This window comes from Alteromonas mediterranea DE, from assembly GCF_000020585.3.
Classification (GTDB): domain Bacteria; phylum Pseudomonadota; class Gammaproteobacteria; order Enterobacterales; family Alteromonadaceae; genus Alteromonas; species Alteromonas mediterranea.
Window position 1 is genome coordinate 903,545 of the sequence record NC_011138.3, and the last position, 14,275, is coordinate 917,819.

A 14,275-nucleotide genomic window follows, 5' to 3' on the forward strand; every position below is an offset into this window, starting at 1 on the left:
TTATCCGAAAAGCCAAAATTGGTAGCCGATAAAGCAGGCCAGAAATAAGCATCCGTTTGTTCTTGATATTGTACGCTTTCCTATTAAATCGAAACTGAACAGGAACAGTAATAGCGTTAAACCTAACATAACGTACATATCGCGATTATAAACGTCGGGGTCTAATAAACCGGGAGCAATGAGGCCAGGCATACCTAGCACAGCCAGCAAGTTGAAAATATTAGAGCCTATTATGTTGCCCAGCGCTAGGTCGTCTTCACCCTTTAATACGCCGGCAATACTCGCAGCAAGTTCAGGAAGACTTGTGCCCAATGCGATTATTGTTAAGCCTATGACTAGGTCTGATATTCCCATATATCGCGCAATTTCTACCGCAGAGTTCACTAAAAAGTGTGCACTTAAAGGTAATATAACAAGACCAACGCCTATCCAAATCAGCGCAGAGGTATTAGATACGCCTTTTGGAATCTCATCAGCGGTCTCTGCAACAAGGGGGTCTTCTTTATCAACCTGTAGTGACAACCATGCCATCATTGCCAGCACGAAAATGAATAGACCCAGCAAGATAATTCCTTCATAAGACTTGAGTTCGCCGTCGAACATAAAGCCAATAGCAATTAATGAGATGATAAGAAGAGCAGGGAGTTCACGCTTTAACGTTGTAGATGACACTAGTAGCGGTTTAACTAGCGCGGTAATGCCTAGCACCAGAGCGATATTCGTTATATTGGAGCCTAATGCATTACCTACGGCGGTATTCATATTGCCATTCGCAGAGGCAATGGCAGAAACCACAATTTCAGGTGCCGAAGATCCCATAGCGACAATCGTTAACCCAATCATCATTGGAGATATGCCAATGTTTTTTGCTAATGCCGAAGCACCGTATACAAAACGGTCAGCGCTCCAACTCAGTATAACCAGCCCTACAATAAAAATGACGATGTTTAAAAGCACAACAACCTGTAATAAAAAGTATTTCGCTTGATTGTCGCAAAAAGAGTGCCATTTGCCTATGCTCGCAATGCTTTATTTTTAGCAAATAGGGTTAAATGCCGTAAATTCCCGCTGAAGAGGACATTAGACGCGGGGGCAGGCAGTAGAAATACCACATTCAGTTTCAGTTAATAAACAGGGAAATAGGATAGGAGTTGCGTGTGGGGATTTGCTTCGCTTGTTTCGCAGGGCTTAGGCAGGCCGCACTTAAACTCGAAAGACCTTACATTCGTCTTAATCGAACATAACTTGTAACTTTTTGACTTTGGCGAGGGTCTTGAAAACGCGTACAATGCCACAAAATTACACCGCCTAGTAAATAGAATTAGCCGGTTGGGTTAATAAACTACACTGCAGAGTAAACTTTCTCGGTATTTTGTGTTCTTAAAGTACACTATTGAGTATACTTTAAGGGCAATAGGTGCCGCAGGCATAGAAATTGAATACTCAGGTTGCTTGTATTCACTTAATAAATTTTAAAGTAGGCCGTGAGTATGATTCTTACAGCCATAATCTTACGTCAGGGGTCGACATTTAAGTAACTATGGATCATTTAGTTGAAGTAGATAACCTAACCTTTAAGCGTGGCGATCGCATCATTTACGATGAGATTTCGCTTAAGGTACCCAAAGGTAAAATTACCGCGGTAATGGGGCCAAGTGGAATAGGTAAAACCACCTTGTTGCGCCTTATCGGCGGGCAGTTAACGCCAGATCAAGGCGACGTTAAGTTCGATGGCGACTCTATTGTTTCCATGTCGAGAAAATCGCTGTATGAAACCCGACGTAGAATGAGCATGTTATTTCAAAGCGGCGCGCTTTTTACCGATATGAGCGTATTTGATAATGTGGCATTTCCTCTTCGAGAGCACACCAAACTAAGCGAAGATATTATTGCAACGATTGTCGCATTAAAGCTACAGGCTGTAGGTTTACGCGGTGCCGCTCAATTAATGCCAAGTGAACTTTCAGGCGGTATGGCAAGACGTGCAGCACTCGCTCGCGCAATCGCGCTTGACCCTGACTTAATTATGTACGATGAGCCTTTCGCCGGGCAAGATCCTATTTCGATGGGAGTACTGGTGAAGCTTATTCGCGAGCTCAATGATGCGCTTAACTTAACAAGCATTGTCGTAACTCATGATGTAACAGAAGTGCTCACCATTGCTGACTACATTTATATTCTGGCCGACAAACGCGTCATTGGTGAAGGCACGGCCCAAGAAATTAAAGAAAGTGACTCTGAACTGGTTCAACAGTTTTTGAAAGGGAAAGCGGATGGCCCCGTGCCTTTTCATTATCCTGCGCCTGATTTAAAAACGAGTTTTTTGGGAGCAGATAAATGAAGTTCTTTCAATCAACTGGGGCCAAGACCATAGGCAAGATAACGGCGATTGGCCGTGCGGCGCTTATGTTATTCGGCGCACTAATCGCTATTCCTAGAGCTAAAAATATTCCACTGACAATCAAACAGCTTTATGTGGTCGGTGTGCAGTCGCTACTTATTATCATGGTGTCGGGACTATTCATCGGTATGGTTATGGCCTTACAAGGCTACACCATTTTGGTTGATTATGGCGCTGAAGGAAGTTTGGGCCCCATGGTGGCTCTGTCTCTTTTACGGGAACTCGGGCCGGTGGTTACCGCGTTGCTGTTTGCAGGTCGAGCAGGCTCTGCATTGACCGCAGAAATAGGCTTAATGAAAGCCACTGAACAGCTGAGTAGCTTAGAAATGATGGCGGTAGACCCACTAAGGCGTATCGTTGCCCCACGTTTTTGGGCCGGCATGCTCGCTATGCCAATGCTTGCCATTATTTTCAGTGCGATTGGTATTTTAGGCGGTCATTTAGTAGGTGTCGACTGGCTTGGCGTTGATGCCGGCAGCTACTGGTCAATCATGCAGTCAACGGTGGATTGGAACCAAGATGTCATTAACGGCGTAATAAAAAGCCTCGTGTTTGCCTTGGTTGTGACGTGGATTGCCATATTTAAAGGTTACGATTCTATTCCCACGTCGGAAGGGATCAGCAAAGCGACTACTGAAACGGTAGTCTATTCATCATTAGCAGTATTAGGGCTGGACTTCGTGCTAACCGCCCTTATGTTTGGTATCGAGTAGGGGATTGGAATGAGTAAGTATAAAACGGAAGTAATGGTTGGTGTGTTTGTCATGCTTACTATAGGTGCATTGTTATTATTGGCACTTAAAGTGGCAAACCAAACGGTGGCTACCGAAGGCGATACCTATACCTTATACGCGAAGTTCGACAATATTGGCGGCCTAAAACCACGTTCAGCGGTAAAAGTGGGTGGTGTAACAGTAGGGAGAGTTTCATCAATTTCACTCGACCAAGAAGATTTCACGCCGGTGGTAGAGCTGTCTATTTTAAATGAATACAACGGCTTTCCTGAAACCAGTTCGGTGTCTATTTTAACCTCTGGTTTACTCGGTGAGCAGTACGTAGGTTTCCAGCCTGGGTTTTCTTTTGATGGCGTCGCTAACCTACAAGACGGCGATTACCTTCAAGATACAAAGTCTGCATTAGTACTGGAAGACCTTATCGGGCAGTTTTTATTTAACCGCGGTAGCGACGAAGACTAGTTATTGCAACCGCGATGGATGAGCTATAAGCCGCCGCTTAAAAATTACAGAGGCTTGATGAAACAAAATCGATATTTGTCAGGTCTGCTTAAAAGAGTTTGAAGTTAGGAGAGATATTTTGAAAAAAATTATGGTAGCAATTGGCATCTTTATGATGTCTGTAGCGGGTGTAGCCAATGCACAAGACGTGAACGAGCAAAACCCTTATGAACTTGTTCAAGATGTGGCAAACCGAACCTTTGACCGCATTAAAGCTAACCAAGATGCAATTAAAGCTGACCCTGAAATGTTGCGTACTATTATGCAAGAAGAACTGGTTCCGCATATCGATTACAAATTTGCCGCTTTCATGGTGCTAGGCAAGCATTTTAAGTCTGTGCCGCAGGAAAAAATGGGTGAGTACATTAGCGTATTTCGTCAGTATCTGGTAACAACGTATGCGGTAGCAATGGGTTACTACGATAACCAAGAAGTTATTTTTGAGCCTGAATCATCGTTTGATGATAAAAAGTCGGTGACGGTACGCGCCGTGGTCCAAGATCCAAAACGCCCGGAAATTAAAATAGCGTTTAAAGTGCGCAAAGACAGCAAGACCAACGAATGGAAAGCGTATGACATGGTTGCTGAAGGTATCAGCATGCTTAACAGCAAACGCAGCGAGTTCGAGTCAATCCTGCGCCAAGAAGGCATTGATGCTGTTATTGCCCTAATGCGCGAAAAAATTGGTAAGCCTGTGGAGCTTAAGCAAGACGAGCCTATCGAAATCAAGGGAGAGGCTGAGTGAGCCTATTTGAGGTAAACGATAAAGGTGACGTGGTTGTTCACGGTCACCTTGACCGTGATACGCTGTCTAAAAACTTCTGGGAAAGCCTAGCGAGTAGTGAGCGCAATACGTTAGTTCAAAACCAACGTTGTTCAGTAGATTTGAGCGATGTAGAGCGTGCAGACAGTGCGGGTTTAGCTTGGCTTATTAATGCCGTTAGGGATGCAAAGCAAAATGGTGTTAGCATAACCCTTCATAAAATGCCGGAAAAGTTGCACAAGCTTGCAAAAATTAGCAACGCCGATGGCTTTTTACCCGTAGAATAAACACCAGTTAGCGAATAAAGAAGTAAGTTATGGAATTGTCTGAAATTGAAAAAATCTTGAAAGATGCCTTAGATCTTCACGAAGTCCACGTAAAAGGTGAAGGTTCGCATTTTAATATCATTGCAGTGAGCGATGCGTTTAATGAAATGAGTCGCGTAAAGCGCCAGCAGGCCGTGTATGCGCCTTTGGCGGATAAAATTGCAGACGGTAGTATGCATGCAATTACTATCAAGACGTTTTCAGTGAAAGACTGGGAGCGTGAGCGCCAGTTTAATATTCCTCAATAATAGGCGCTGCTCGTGGATAAACTCGTAATTAAAAAAGGCTCAGCCTTAAACGGAACTGTGCGTATCTCCGGCGCTAAAAACGCGGCGTTACCATTGTTGATGACAAGTTTGCTTACTGACTCTCCTTGTCGCTATACCAATGTTCCTCGCCTTCGCGATATTAACACTACTACCGCGCTGTTGCGTGAGCTAGGCGTTGAAGTTGCGCTTCCTGCTCCTAACGATATTGTTATTGATGCCAGTACACTTGAAAGCGTAACGGCGTCTTACGATCTTGTGCGTACTATGCGTGCGTCAATTTTAGTACTAGGCCCGCTTCTCGCGAAGCAGGGTAAAGCGAATGTATCATTACCGGGTGGCTGTGCTATTGGAGCTCGCCCTGTAAACCTTCATTTAACTGGCCTTGAAAAAATGGGCGCAAAAATTGAAGTGGACGAAGGTTATATTCGCGCTAAAGTTGATGGTCGCCTTAAAGGCGCGCGTATCTTTATGGATATGGTGAGCGTGGGCGCCACTGAAAACTTACTGATGGCAGCGGCCCTGGCTGACGGTACTACCATCCTAGAAAACGCAGCACGTGAACCGGAAATTGTTGACCTAGCAAACTGCCTTATTCAGATGGGCGCTAAAATTAGCGGTGCCGGAAGCGATAAAATTACTATCGAAGGTGTGGAAACACTCAATGGTTGTGATTATGCCGTGTTGCCTGATCGCATTGAAACAGGGACTTTCTTAGTGGCGGCTGCCGTCACAGGTGGCAAAGTTCGCTGCACAAATGCTGCGCCAGATACTCTTGATGCCGTGCTTGATAAGCTAGAACAAGCCGGAGCAAAAATTACCACAGGTGAAGACTGGATTGAACTCGACATGGAAGGGCGTAAGCCTCAAGCTGTAAGAGTTAAAACCGCACCGCACCCGGCATTTCCAACCGACATGCAGGCGCAGTTTGTTACCTTAAACTGTGTTGCCGAGGGCACGGGCGTAATTACGGAAACGATTTTCGAAAACCGCTTTATGCACGTACCTGAACTGCAGCGTATGGGGGCGGAAATTGCGCTTGAAGCTAACTCTGCGGTATCGAAAGGCAGCTCAAGCCTTAAAGGCGCACCCGTGATGGCAACAGATCTTCGCGCGTCGGCAAGCCTAGTGATAGCAGGGCTTATTGCCGAAGGTGAAACTCATGTAAACCGCATTTACCACTTAGACCGTGGTTACGAAGCAATAGAAGAAAAGCTAGGCGGGTTGGGTGCCATTATTGAGCGCGTTAAAGAGTAATACTCACAACTTATAAGAATGCTAAAAAGCGCCCGAATATCCCACGAGGCGCTTTTTTCGTACCTTATTACTATTGTCCTGCGCGAAGCTCACCCACTGTAGCGGTAAGTGTTAACGAACGCCCATCGCGGCTCAATTCAATTTCAAGCTCTGTGCCAGGTTCTGTTTCAGCAATCATATCCAGCGTTTTCGATGCACTTTCTAAGCGTACGCCATCTATTGCCACTATAATGTCCCCTGGGCGTATACCCGCCACGTCAGCAGGGCTACCTTTCGCTACTGCCGACACATCAATGCCAGGGCGGTTGCGGTTCTCTCCACCCACAAAGCCTAGCTGGCCGCGTATAACTCTGCCGTTACTAATAATTTCATCCATTACGCGCTTGGCTAACTCGTAAGGTACCGCAAAGTTAATGCCGTCTACGTTGCGAACACGGTTATTTGAATCAAGTACCTGGAAGTTGGCGTTGGTAATGCCTAGCAAAATACCGTTACTGTCTACTAATGCACCGCCGGAATTTCCTTGGTTCAACACCGCATCGGTTTGGATAAAGTCTACGTAGTTTGAAAGCCCGTTACGACCAGCTCTACTTACAATACCTTGAGTAATGGTTTGGCCTAAATCAAACGGGTTACCAATCGCCATGACGACGTCACCGACGTGGGTATCAGGTTCAGCGACTTGTGGAATAATATGTAGGTTATCAGCGGTAACTTTTAGCACAGCAAGGTCGGTTAGTGGGTCGGTACCCACAATTTGCGCTTCTAATATACGCCCGTCTTGCACTGCTACATAGATACTGTCGGCATCCGCTACTACGTGATGACAGGTAAGCAAATAGCCGTTTTCTGTCATGATAACCCCGGAGCCCAGATTGGTGCGCCCGCGGGATTGATTGCGAAATAGCCCCGAGCCATTTTCGATGCTAACACTGTAGATATTGACCACGGCAGGTGCTGAGCGGCTTAACGCTGAAAAGTAGCTTTCGCGACTAGCGCTAACGGATGACTCGTTAAAAAAGCCTTGTGCCAAACCTTTACCTTGACGAAGCTCAGGTAAAAAAATCAATAGCAAAGCAGCAACGGCAACACCGAGGATCACAGATTTTAGTAAGAAGTTTATTATTGAGCGGCCAGTCACAAGTCACACTTATTGTTGTCTGTCGCACTTACTCCATACGTACCGTTATTGGGGTACTACTTCACAAATTAAAAGCGCAACGTTCTTGNATTATCTTTATTAGTGTAAAGGATATCACTTTATTCACTAAACTACCGTAACGAAACGCAAATTTTGTGTAACTCAAAGAGTCTGGTTATTTCTGTAGAAAGAGGTTTTGCGAACCGTTTCAGTAAACCTTGAATTGCTAAGGTAAAAATAAAAACGGCGCTTTAATAGCGCCGTTTGATCAATAAGTTAAACGTTACCTAAATGAAAACTACTGCCTAATAACTAAGTATAAAGTAGAGTTTCCGCGTTTCACGTTAAGCGCGATAACGCCTTTAGCTTCATCAAGGGCATTTCTAAACTCGGCCACTGTAGACGTACGCACTCGGTTAACACCAATGATAACGTCATCAGACTGTAGCCCAATTCTTGCCGCTGGCGCACCGCGTTCAATATCAGACACTACAACACCTGCATTACCTGCATCATCGGCTCCGTTAGAAAGGGTTGCACCTTCAAGGGCCGGGTGGATTTGCGCTGCCGTAACCGTAGTATCGGTAGCATCGTCAAGCACCACATCAACATTCATTTTCTTACCTTTACGCATTACGGTAAGTTCAACTTCAGCACCTGCTCCCATGCTTGCGATTTTCGCGCGTAGCTCTTGGAAACTGTGAAGTTGACGGCCATTGATGGCAGTAATGATGTCACCCGCTTGTAGGCCTGCTTTCTCTGCTGCTGATTCTGGCTGAACTTCGCTAACGAATGCGCCAATATTCACTTCGGCATTCATTGCTTCAGCTAGGCCTGCGTCAATATCGCTACCCAGAATGCCGAGCAGGCCGCGACGCACTTCACCAAACTCAGCTATTTGGTCAACAAGACTCTTCATCATATTGGCAGGGATGGCAAAACCGATCCCTACGTTTCCGCCGTTAGGGCCGAAAATAGCGGTGTTGATACCAACCAATTCGCCGTGAAGGTTAACCAGTGCGCCACCTGAATTTCCGCGGTTAATGGCGGCATCTGTTTGAATGAAATCTTCGTAACCGCCAATGTTAAGACCTGAACGGCCCAAGGCGCTTACAATGCCCGACGTTACGGTTTGAGAAAGACCAAAGGGGTTGCCGATGGCCACTACAAAGTCACCTACGCGCAGGCCATCAGAATCGGCAAGGGGGAGGGCTTTTAAGTCATCGGGTTCAATTTTTAGAAGCGCAATGTCACTTTGTTCATCAGAACCCAGCTTTTTCGCTTTAAATTCGCGACCGTCGGTTAGCTTAACGGTAATTTCATCGGCGTTATCGACTACGTGGTTGTTGGTAACGACATAGCCCTTGTCGGCATCGATGATAACGCCAGAGCCAAGGCCTCTAAAGGGGCGCTCTTGAACTTGCTCTTGGGGAGCGCCGAAGAAGTAGCGAAACATTTCAGGTACGCGTTGACGTGAGGTCTGCGTACCCTCAACTGCAATACTGACTACCGCAGGGGTAGCTTCTTCGAGCATGGGCGCTAAAGACGGCACTTCATCTTTTGAATCAGAAAAGAACGGTAACGCCGCCTGCGTGCTAGCAGTAAAGCCCAGTGAACTTACAACAACGGCAGACGCCAATAGACAATGGCGGAAAGACATTTTCATGTTCGCTTACACTCCTTCATGTTATATGCGACATAGCATGGTTTCAGTAAAAGAGTCCGACGTCGTAATAAAGTTCCCGATGTTACTGTTTTTCTGCGTTATTCTGCTCAGAACCGCCGACGAACAACCCCGAACCTGAGTTTGCGAAGTCTTTCGGCTGGGTATCAGAAACACGATTAACTTTAGACTTATCTGACCCTTTCAGATTATTACGTAAATAGGTAGTAGCCTGTTCCCCGTAAAAAGGAACTTTGCTGTCTTCTTCATCACCGCCTTGTTCTAGCAGTGTTTCGTACTCTTCAATTTGTTGCTTTAGCGTTTCGCACTGGCTTTCAATGCTTTCTAAGCTTTGACGCGTTTGATGAATGTGATGCTGTGCCTGCTGTGCGAGGATCTCTTTCACTTGCTTCTCAGTTTGCGCAGCATTACCTGCGCCCTGCTTTTGTTGAAAAAAGCGACCTGCGAAAAAGCCAATAATTAAGCCAACAACTAACAAAGCAAGAGATACTAACAATTCCATTATATTCTCCGAATAAATCTACATCGTGCAGCCGACCTTTACTTCTACGATCTAAAAGCTGCTTTCGACCATATGCTGAATATAGCAAGGTCGAACCCGAAAAGCGCATACATAGTGACATTTATTCAGTGTATGTCGAATTTCAATGTGAGATTCTACCGTGATTTCCATTAAAATTAAGGTCATAATTGAGAAATTCAAGCAGGTCGGTGCAGCGTGCGCCGCTATTGACTTTTGTACGGAGTGGTTTCGGCGATGACGCCATGGGAAAAATATCAGCTAGATCTTAAGTCGTCTGATTTTCATTACGACGCGGCACAAGAAAATGCAGTAAAAGAACTTCAACGTTTGTTTGATGAACTAACCCAGCCTGAAAAGAAAATGACGTGGCGGGTAAAGTTAAAAGCAGCATTTGGTAAAGGCCATGCAAAACAGGGCATACAAGGTATTTACTTTTATGGTGGTGTAGGGCGAGGCAAAACCTATTTGGTGGATACCTTCTACGACTGCTTACCGTTTGAAAAGAAAATGCGTGTGCATTTTCACCGCTTTATGTACCGCGTTCATGACGAGCTCAAACAGCTTAAAAACGCCCAAGACCCGCTGAAGCTAGTAGCTGAAAAATTAGCAAAAGAAGCGCGAGTGATATGCTTTGACGAGTTTTTCGTGTCAGACATTACCGATGCCATGATTTTAGGCACGCTAATGGAAGAGTTGTTTGGCCATGGTATCGTGCTGGTGGCAACGTCGAACATAGTACCCGATGACTTGTATAAAAACGGGCTACAACGTGCGCGATTCTTACCAGCAATTGACCTGCTCAACCAAAACACTCGGGTGGTGAACGTAGACAGCGGTATTGATTATCGTCTAAGAACCTTAGAACAAGCTGAAATTTATCATTACCCACTTGATGAAGAAGCCACCGAGAACCTGCATAGCTATTTTGCACAGCTAGCGCCAGAGGAAGGGTCGAAGGACGAAGATATTGAAGTAAATAACCGCAAAATTAGTACCCTGAGAAATGCTGACGGCGTGCTTATGATTGATTTTAATGCGCTATGCGGTGGGCCTCGAAGCCAAAGTGACTATATTGAACTAAGCCGTTGCTATCACTCGGTATTGCTCGCCAATGTAAAAGAGATGGGGCAACACAATGACGATGTAGCAAGACGCTTTATCGCCATGGTAGATGAATTCTACGAACGCAATGTAAAACTGATAATATCCGCAGAAGTTGCACTTGAAAGCCTTTATACAGAGGGCTTGCTCAACTTTGAATTCAGGCGATGCTTGAGCCGATTAAAAGAAATGCAGTCCCACGATTACCTAGCCACAGAGCACTTGCCATAGGCACAAGTGTGTGGGGTCAGAGTACATTTGCACCAAATGAAGACGTAAAGGCAACATGCCAGCTTCCTTTCTAAGGGCATTCACATTGGTATTAAACGAAAATTAAGGTAGAATTTCGCACAATTTTTCTGTGTCGCTAGGCAAAACTCCAAGGCTTGCCATTGCGCGGCACGGTAGCCCGATAAAACCCAACGCAGCGTTCTAATTGCGAGAAAGAGAATTTTAAGATGGGAAGAGCATTCGAAGTACGTAAAGCCGCCATGGCGAAAACCGCTGGCGCAAAAACTAAGGTTTATTCTAAATACGGTAAAGAAATTTACGTGTGCGCGAAAAACGGTGGTGCCGACCCAGACACCAACCTTTCACTTCGCCGCCTTATGGAAAAAGCGAAAAAAGATCAGGTTCCAAGCCACGTTATCGAAAAAGCAATCGATAAAGCGGCAGGTGGTGCTGGTGAAGACTTCCAGCCTATGCGCTATGAAGGTTTCGGCCCGGGCAACTGCATGGTAATTGTTGACTGCTTATCTGACAACGCAAACCGCACTATCACCGAAGTACGTAACTGCTTTACAAAAACTAACGCCAAGTTAGGTGCGCAAGGCGCGGTATCGCACATGTTCGACCACCAAGCTGTGTTCCAGTTTGAAGGTGACGATGAAGACGCTATCTTAGAAGTGTTAATGGAAGCAGACGTAGACGTAACTGACGTTGAAGTTGAAGACGGTAAAGTAACGGTTTATGCACCGCATACTGAATTTTACCAAGTGAGAACTGCGCTAACTGAAGCGTACCCAGACCTTAGCTTTATCGCAGATGAGATAAGCTGGATGCCGCAAACTGAAACTGAAATCAGTGAAGAAGACATGCCTATGTTCGAAAAATTCATGGACATGCTTAACGATTGTGACGACGTTCAAGACGTTTACCACAATGCGGTAACGCCTAGCTAAAAAGCGCACTATGTAGATGCTCAAAACCCTCGTTTATACGAGGGTTTTTTAATACACGTACGAAGAAAAAAGTGCTTTGCAACAATTAGGATTTTTCGGAAAAGCTTAATCTTGTGTTAAGGGCTCATATCTTAGAGATAAACGGTTTCGTATTTAATAGGCGCTAACTTTTTAAGAATGCGATTTTCTTGTTGATAAGTCAGACCCACATCGCGCATGGCGCCCTGCACGTATTCCACTAAAATATAGAACTCCCGCTCTTTGATATTTAGGTCTTTATGAGACTCTTCCATGGACTTACCGTCATACTCGCAAGGCCCCCCAATAAGCTCGCACGTTTGCAAAACAAGCTGGTCACGCAAATGCTTTTTGGGAACCCCTTTAAAATAGTGACCAATTACAGGGTCTGTATAAATTCGCGTAATAGCTACGCCGTATATAGTATTAAGCGTTTTATGGCCGCCAATTTCATCATAAAGGCTTTGTTCAGGAGAAGTCGCGCACGCGCTGATTAAAGCGCTTAGAATCGCGGATACTGTTAACCGAATGCAATGTTTGCTCATTGTATTCCCCTATCAAAAGTTGCCGTTAACCGAAAGGTAAAAGCCACTGGAGCTTTCTTGTAACGGTAAGTTACCTAAATCGACGTAAGCTGCCGTAATTGAAATAGATTTATTGGGGAAGTAAGCAATAAAGGCATCAACAACCGTATCTTCTTCGGCCAGCCCACCAAGTCGGTTAGTCTGCGTTCTAAACTCTGTTCCTATTGCGGTAGTTGGGCTAATTAACAGGGCCAATGAGCCTTCCCATTCAAGCTTTGCATTGTCGTTTTCTTCGGTACCGAACCCCAACAGACCAAACACATTGGCTTTTGTGTATCGAGCGGTAAGATTGGTAAGTAAATTGTAGCCTGATGGTGTACCTAACCATAATTTAGTAGCCGAAACGTAAACATCAGTGCCGCTATCGTCTTTTGCGCCTAACAGCAAAGGTACGCCGATCTCTGGAAGTGGAACGGTGCCATCTGGCAATGAAAGCGAACTGTCGAAATCTCTATTTTTCTTATACTGGGCACCTATCGCAACTTGTGGACCCCATGAGTTTTGCGTAAATACACCATCCCCAAATAATTTCACTTTCGCGCCCACGATATCTTGTTCGATAGTCGCACTGTTAGCGTTGGTCACCGCACCTTCTGTAAGTAGCGCAAAAACATTGCTGGTTAACCCTGCTGAAATATCTAAACGCTGGCGCTGTACGCTAATTTCAACGCGGTCAAACAGACTTATGCTTGCACCAGCAGTAGTGAGCGAGTAATCGTTCAGGCTTAAGTACTGAACATTGGCAGAATAACTTATCTCTTCTTTACTGGTGTACCCACCAATGAACGCCCATGGGGTTATACCGCCCCCCGCGGTGCCCTCGAACCCGGTAATTCCCCCTGAGGCTATTAAGCGAGAACCGCTTTGTGCAAATACTAGCGGCGAAATAAAAAATAGGGATAACAGCAAACGCTTTATCATAAGGTAAACCTAATTTATTCATGGAGTTATTTGAATTATCGTAATTCAGCATAGCGGTTAGCCCTCCCCTTGTGAAGTTAATCACAAAAAGGTTTTAATAACGCATTCCACGGTATTGGTTTAGAAAGATAATCCTCCGATGACGATAAAGCAGCTTTAAGAGGTTTTCCGTTTGTACTTAAACTTATTTTCAAATTTACTTTGAAACTGATTCATTTTTTATAGGGCTTATCAGTGAAAATCTGAATCTATACCATACGCACAACTTTTAGATTATTCCCATTTATGTATTGAGGAGTTAGTTGTGTCTCACCCAATTATTGAAGATTTAAATAAGCGTTATACGGTTAAGAAGTACGATGCAAACAAACGTTGAAAATAATCTGTCCGCCCCCATCTCACCTGCTTGTCTAAAATCGTATTTTTAGTAAAACCAGCCTAAATATCGTGCGCGCTTTTATAAAACGCTATTGCCCTTCTTCATTTACGCCGCTTCTCGTCGCGTGGGTATTGTCGTATCTAATTGTTAGTACGGGTTTTCAGACACCTGATGTAGCGAATAATGCTGAAGTTACGTCGCAATCTCCGCTGGCTAAGTTTGTTCACAGCACGCAAAACTACTCTCTTAGGTTTAGCGCCACTAAGCTGACCGGTGATAAAGGCGATAAGGCCTTTGACGCAGAGCCGCACGGCTTAATATCGGCATCGCCAAACTTTGCCTTTTACAAAGCTTCATCCACCAAGGTGCCATCAGCAGGGCCTTTCTTTAACCGTAAAACGTGGGTAAAAGCGAGCCCGCGAGGCCCACCTTCCATCCTGAGTTAACCCCTTTACATGCGCTAACGTGAAAGCAAAGCTCCTTTGTTTCTCGTTA

16 protein-coding genes are annotated in these 14,275 nt (G+C 45.1%); 10 read left to right on the forward strand and 6 right to left on the reverse strand.

Features of this window, described 5'->3' with window-relative positions; all coding sequences use genetic code 11:
• Window positions 1-957: a calcium/sodium antiporter gene (locus tag MADE_RS04150; protein WP_012517345.1), complete on the reverse strand. Its 957-nt coding sequence runs from the start codon at window positions 955-957 to the stop codon at window positions 1-3.
• Window positions 958-1,540: 583 nt separating this feature from the next.
• Here MADE_RS04150 and mlaF point away from each other — a divergent pair.
• The 7 genes from mlaF (at window position 1,541) to murA (ending at window position 6,248) form a co-directional block, all read left to right on the forward strand.
• On the forward strand, window positions 1,541-2,341 hold the full coding sequence (gene mlaF, locus MADE_RS04155; protein ID WP_012517346.1) for a phospholipid ABC transporter ATP-binding protein MlaF: 801 nt from the start codon (window positions 1,541-1,543) through the stop codon (window positions 2,339-2,341).
• Window positions 2,338-3,114, forward strand: a complete 777-nt coding sequence (mlaE, locus tag MADE_RS04160; protein ID WP_012517347.1) for a lipid asymmetry maintenance ABC transporter permease subunit MlaE — start codon at window positions 2,338-2,340, stop codon at window positions 3,112-3,114. The genes mlaF and mlaE overlap by 4 nt, the downstream gene beginning before the upstream one ends.
• Window positions 3,115-3,123: 9 nt before the next feature.
• Window positions 3,124-3,597, forward strand: coding sequence for an outer membrane lipid asymmetry maintenance protein MlaD (mlaD, locus tag MADE_RS04165; protein WP_012517348.1), 474 nt, complete (start codon window positions 3,124-3,126; stop codon window positions 3,595-3,597).
• A gap of 118 nt (window positions 3,598-3,715) precedes the next feature.
• On the forward strand, window positions 3,716-4,381 hold the full coding sequence (locus MADE_RS04170) for an MlaC/ttg2D family ABC transporter substrate-binding protein (protein ID WP_012517349.1): 666 nt from the start codon (window positions 3,716-3,718) through the stop codon (window positions 4,379-4,381).
• Complete coding sequence (locus MADE_RS04175) at window positions 4,378-4,686, forward strand: STAS domain-containing protein (protein ID WP_012517350.1); 309 nt, start codon at window positions 4,378-4,380, stop codon at window positions 4,684-4,686. Before MADE_RS04170 ends, MADE_RS04175 begins: the two co-directional genes overlap by 4 nt.
• A gap of 29 nt (window positions 4,687-4,715) precedes the next feature.
• A complete protein-coding gene (locus tag MADE_RS04180) occupies window positions 4,716-4,973 on the forward strand; it encodes a BolA family protein (RefSeq protein WP_012517351.1) in 258 nt (85 codons plus the stop codon).
• 12 nt (window positions 4,974-4,985) lie between these two features.
• Complete coding sequence (gene murA / locus MADE_RS04185; protein ID WP_012517352.1) at window positions 4,986-6,248, forward strand: UDP-N-acetylglucosamine 1-carboxyvinyltransferase; 1,263 nt, start codon at window positions 4,986-4,988, stop codon at window positions 6,246-6,248.
• A gap of 70 nt (window positions 6,249-6,318) precedes the next feature.
• Here the strand turns inward: murA and MADE_RS04190 are convergent, their stop codons facing one another.
• The 3 genes from MADE_RS04190 to MADE_RS04200 all read right to left on the reverse strand — a co-directional run bounded on the left by MADE_RS04190 (window position 6,319) and on the right by MADE_RS04200 (window position 9,575).
• Complete coding sequence (locus MADE_RS04190; RefSeq protein ID WP_012517353.1) at window positions 6,319-7,389, reverse strand: trypsin-like peptidase domain-containing protein; 1,071 nt, start codon at window positions 7,387-7,389, stop codon at window positions 6,319-6,321.
• Window positions 7,390-7,687: 298 nt separating this feature from the next.
• Entirely contained in the window at window positions 7,688-9,049 is a 1,362-nt protein-coding gene (locus tag MADE_RS04195) for a DegQ family serine endoprotease (RefSeq protein ID WP_015066282.1), read from the reverse strand.
• Window positions 9,050-9,137: 88 nt separating this feature from the next.
• Window positions 9,138-9,575 (reverse strand): ZapG family protein, encoded by a 438-nt coding sequence (locus MADE_RS04200; protein WP_012517355.1) that lies wholly within the window; start codon window positions 9,573-9,575, stop codon window positions 9,138-9,140.
• A 255-nt stretch (window positions 9,576-9,830) separates the two neighbouring features.
• Between MADE_RS04200 and zapE the strand changes: the two genes are divergently transcribed.
• The gene (zapE, locus tag MADE_RS04205) at window positions 9,831-10,928 is read left to right on the forward strand and encodes a cell division protein ZapE (RefSeq protein ID WP_012517356.1); all 1,098 of its coding nucleotides are present in this window, start codon (window positions 9,831-9,833) and stop codon (window positions 10,926-10,928) included.
• Between the two features lie 227 nt (window positions 10,929-11,155).
• Complete coding sequence (locus tag MADE_RS04210; protein WP_012517357.1) at window positions 11,156-11,878, forward strand: YebC/PmpR family DNA-binding transcriptional regulator; 723 nt, start codon at window positions 11,156-11,158, stop codon at window positions 11,876-11,878.
• Window positions 11,879-12,009: 131 nt separating this feature from the next.
• Here the strand turns inward: MADE_RS04210 and MADE_RS04215 are convergent, their stop codons facing one another.
• Together MADE_RS04215 and MADE_RS04220 are read right to left on the reverse strand one after the other, a co-directional pair.
• Entirely contained in the window at window positions 12,010-12,441 is a 432-nt protein-coding gene (locus MADE_RS04215) for a group I truncated hemoglobin (RefSeq protein WP_012517358.1), read from the reverse strand.
• A gap of 12 nt (window positions 12,442-12,453) precedes the next feature.
• Window positions 12,454-13,401: a DUF3034 family protein gene (locus MADE_RS04220; protein ID WP_012517359.1), complete on the reverse strand. Its 948-nt coding sequence runs from the start codon at window positions 13,399-13,401 to the stop codon at window positions 12,454-12,456.
• 447 nt (window positions 13,402-13,848) lie between these two features.
• Here MADE_RS04220 and MADE_RS04225 point away from each other — a divergent pair, with 447 nt between their 5' ends.
• Window positions 13,849-14,226, forward strand: coding sequence for a hypothetical protein (locus MADE_RS04225; protein WP_012517360.1), 378 nt, complete (start codon window positions 13,849-13,851; stop codon window positions 14,224-14,226).
• Window positions 14,227-14,275: the final 49 nt, after the last annotated feature.

What these genes read in the sequence shown, in the direction of transcription:
- MADE_RS04195 (WP_015066282.1), bottom strand. Translation starts at nt 9,049, where the DNA reads ATGTCTTTCCGCCATTGTCTATTGGCGTCTGCCGTTGTTGTAAGTTCA.
- MADE_RS04200 (WP_012517355.1), bottom strand. Translation starts at nt 9,575, where the DNA reads ATGGAATTGTTAGTATCTCTTGCTTTGTTAGTTGTTGGCTTAATTATT.
- mlaD (WP_012517348.1), top strand. Translation starts at nt 3,124, where the DNA reads ATGAGTAAGTATAAAACGGAAGTAATGGTTGGTGTGTTTGTCATGCTT.
- zapE (WP_012517356.1), top strand. Translation starts at nt 9,831, where the DNA reads ATGACGCCATGGGAAAAATATCAGCTAGATCTTAAGTCGTCTGATTTT.
- MADE_RS04210 (WP_012517357.1), top strand. Translation starts at nt 11,156, where the DNA reads ATGGGAAGAGCATTCGAAGTACGTAAAGCCGCCATGGCGAAAACCGCT.
- mlaF (WP_012517346.1), top strand. Translation starts at nt 1,541, where the DNA reads ATGGATCATTTAGTTGAAGTAGATAACCTAACCTTTAAGCGTGGCGAT.
- mlaE (WP_012517347.1), top strand. Translation starts at nt 2,338, where the DNA reads ATGAAGTTCTTTCAATCAACTGGGGCCAAGACCATAGGCAAGATAACG.
- MADE_RS04220 (WP_012517359.1), bottom strand. Translation starts at nt 13,401, where the DNA reads ATGATAAAGCGTTTGCTGTTATCCCTATTTTTTATTTCGCCGCTAGTA.
- MADE_RS04180 (WP_012517351.1), top strand. Translation starts at nt 4,716, where the DNA reads ATGGAATTGTCTGAAATTGAAAAAATCTTGAAAGATGCCTTAGATCTT.
- MADE_RS04215 (WP_012517358.1), bottom strand. Translation starts at nt 12,441, where the DNA reads ATGAGCAAACATTGCATTCGGTTAACAGTATCCGCGATTCTAAGCGCT.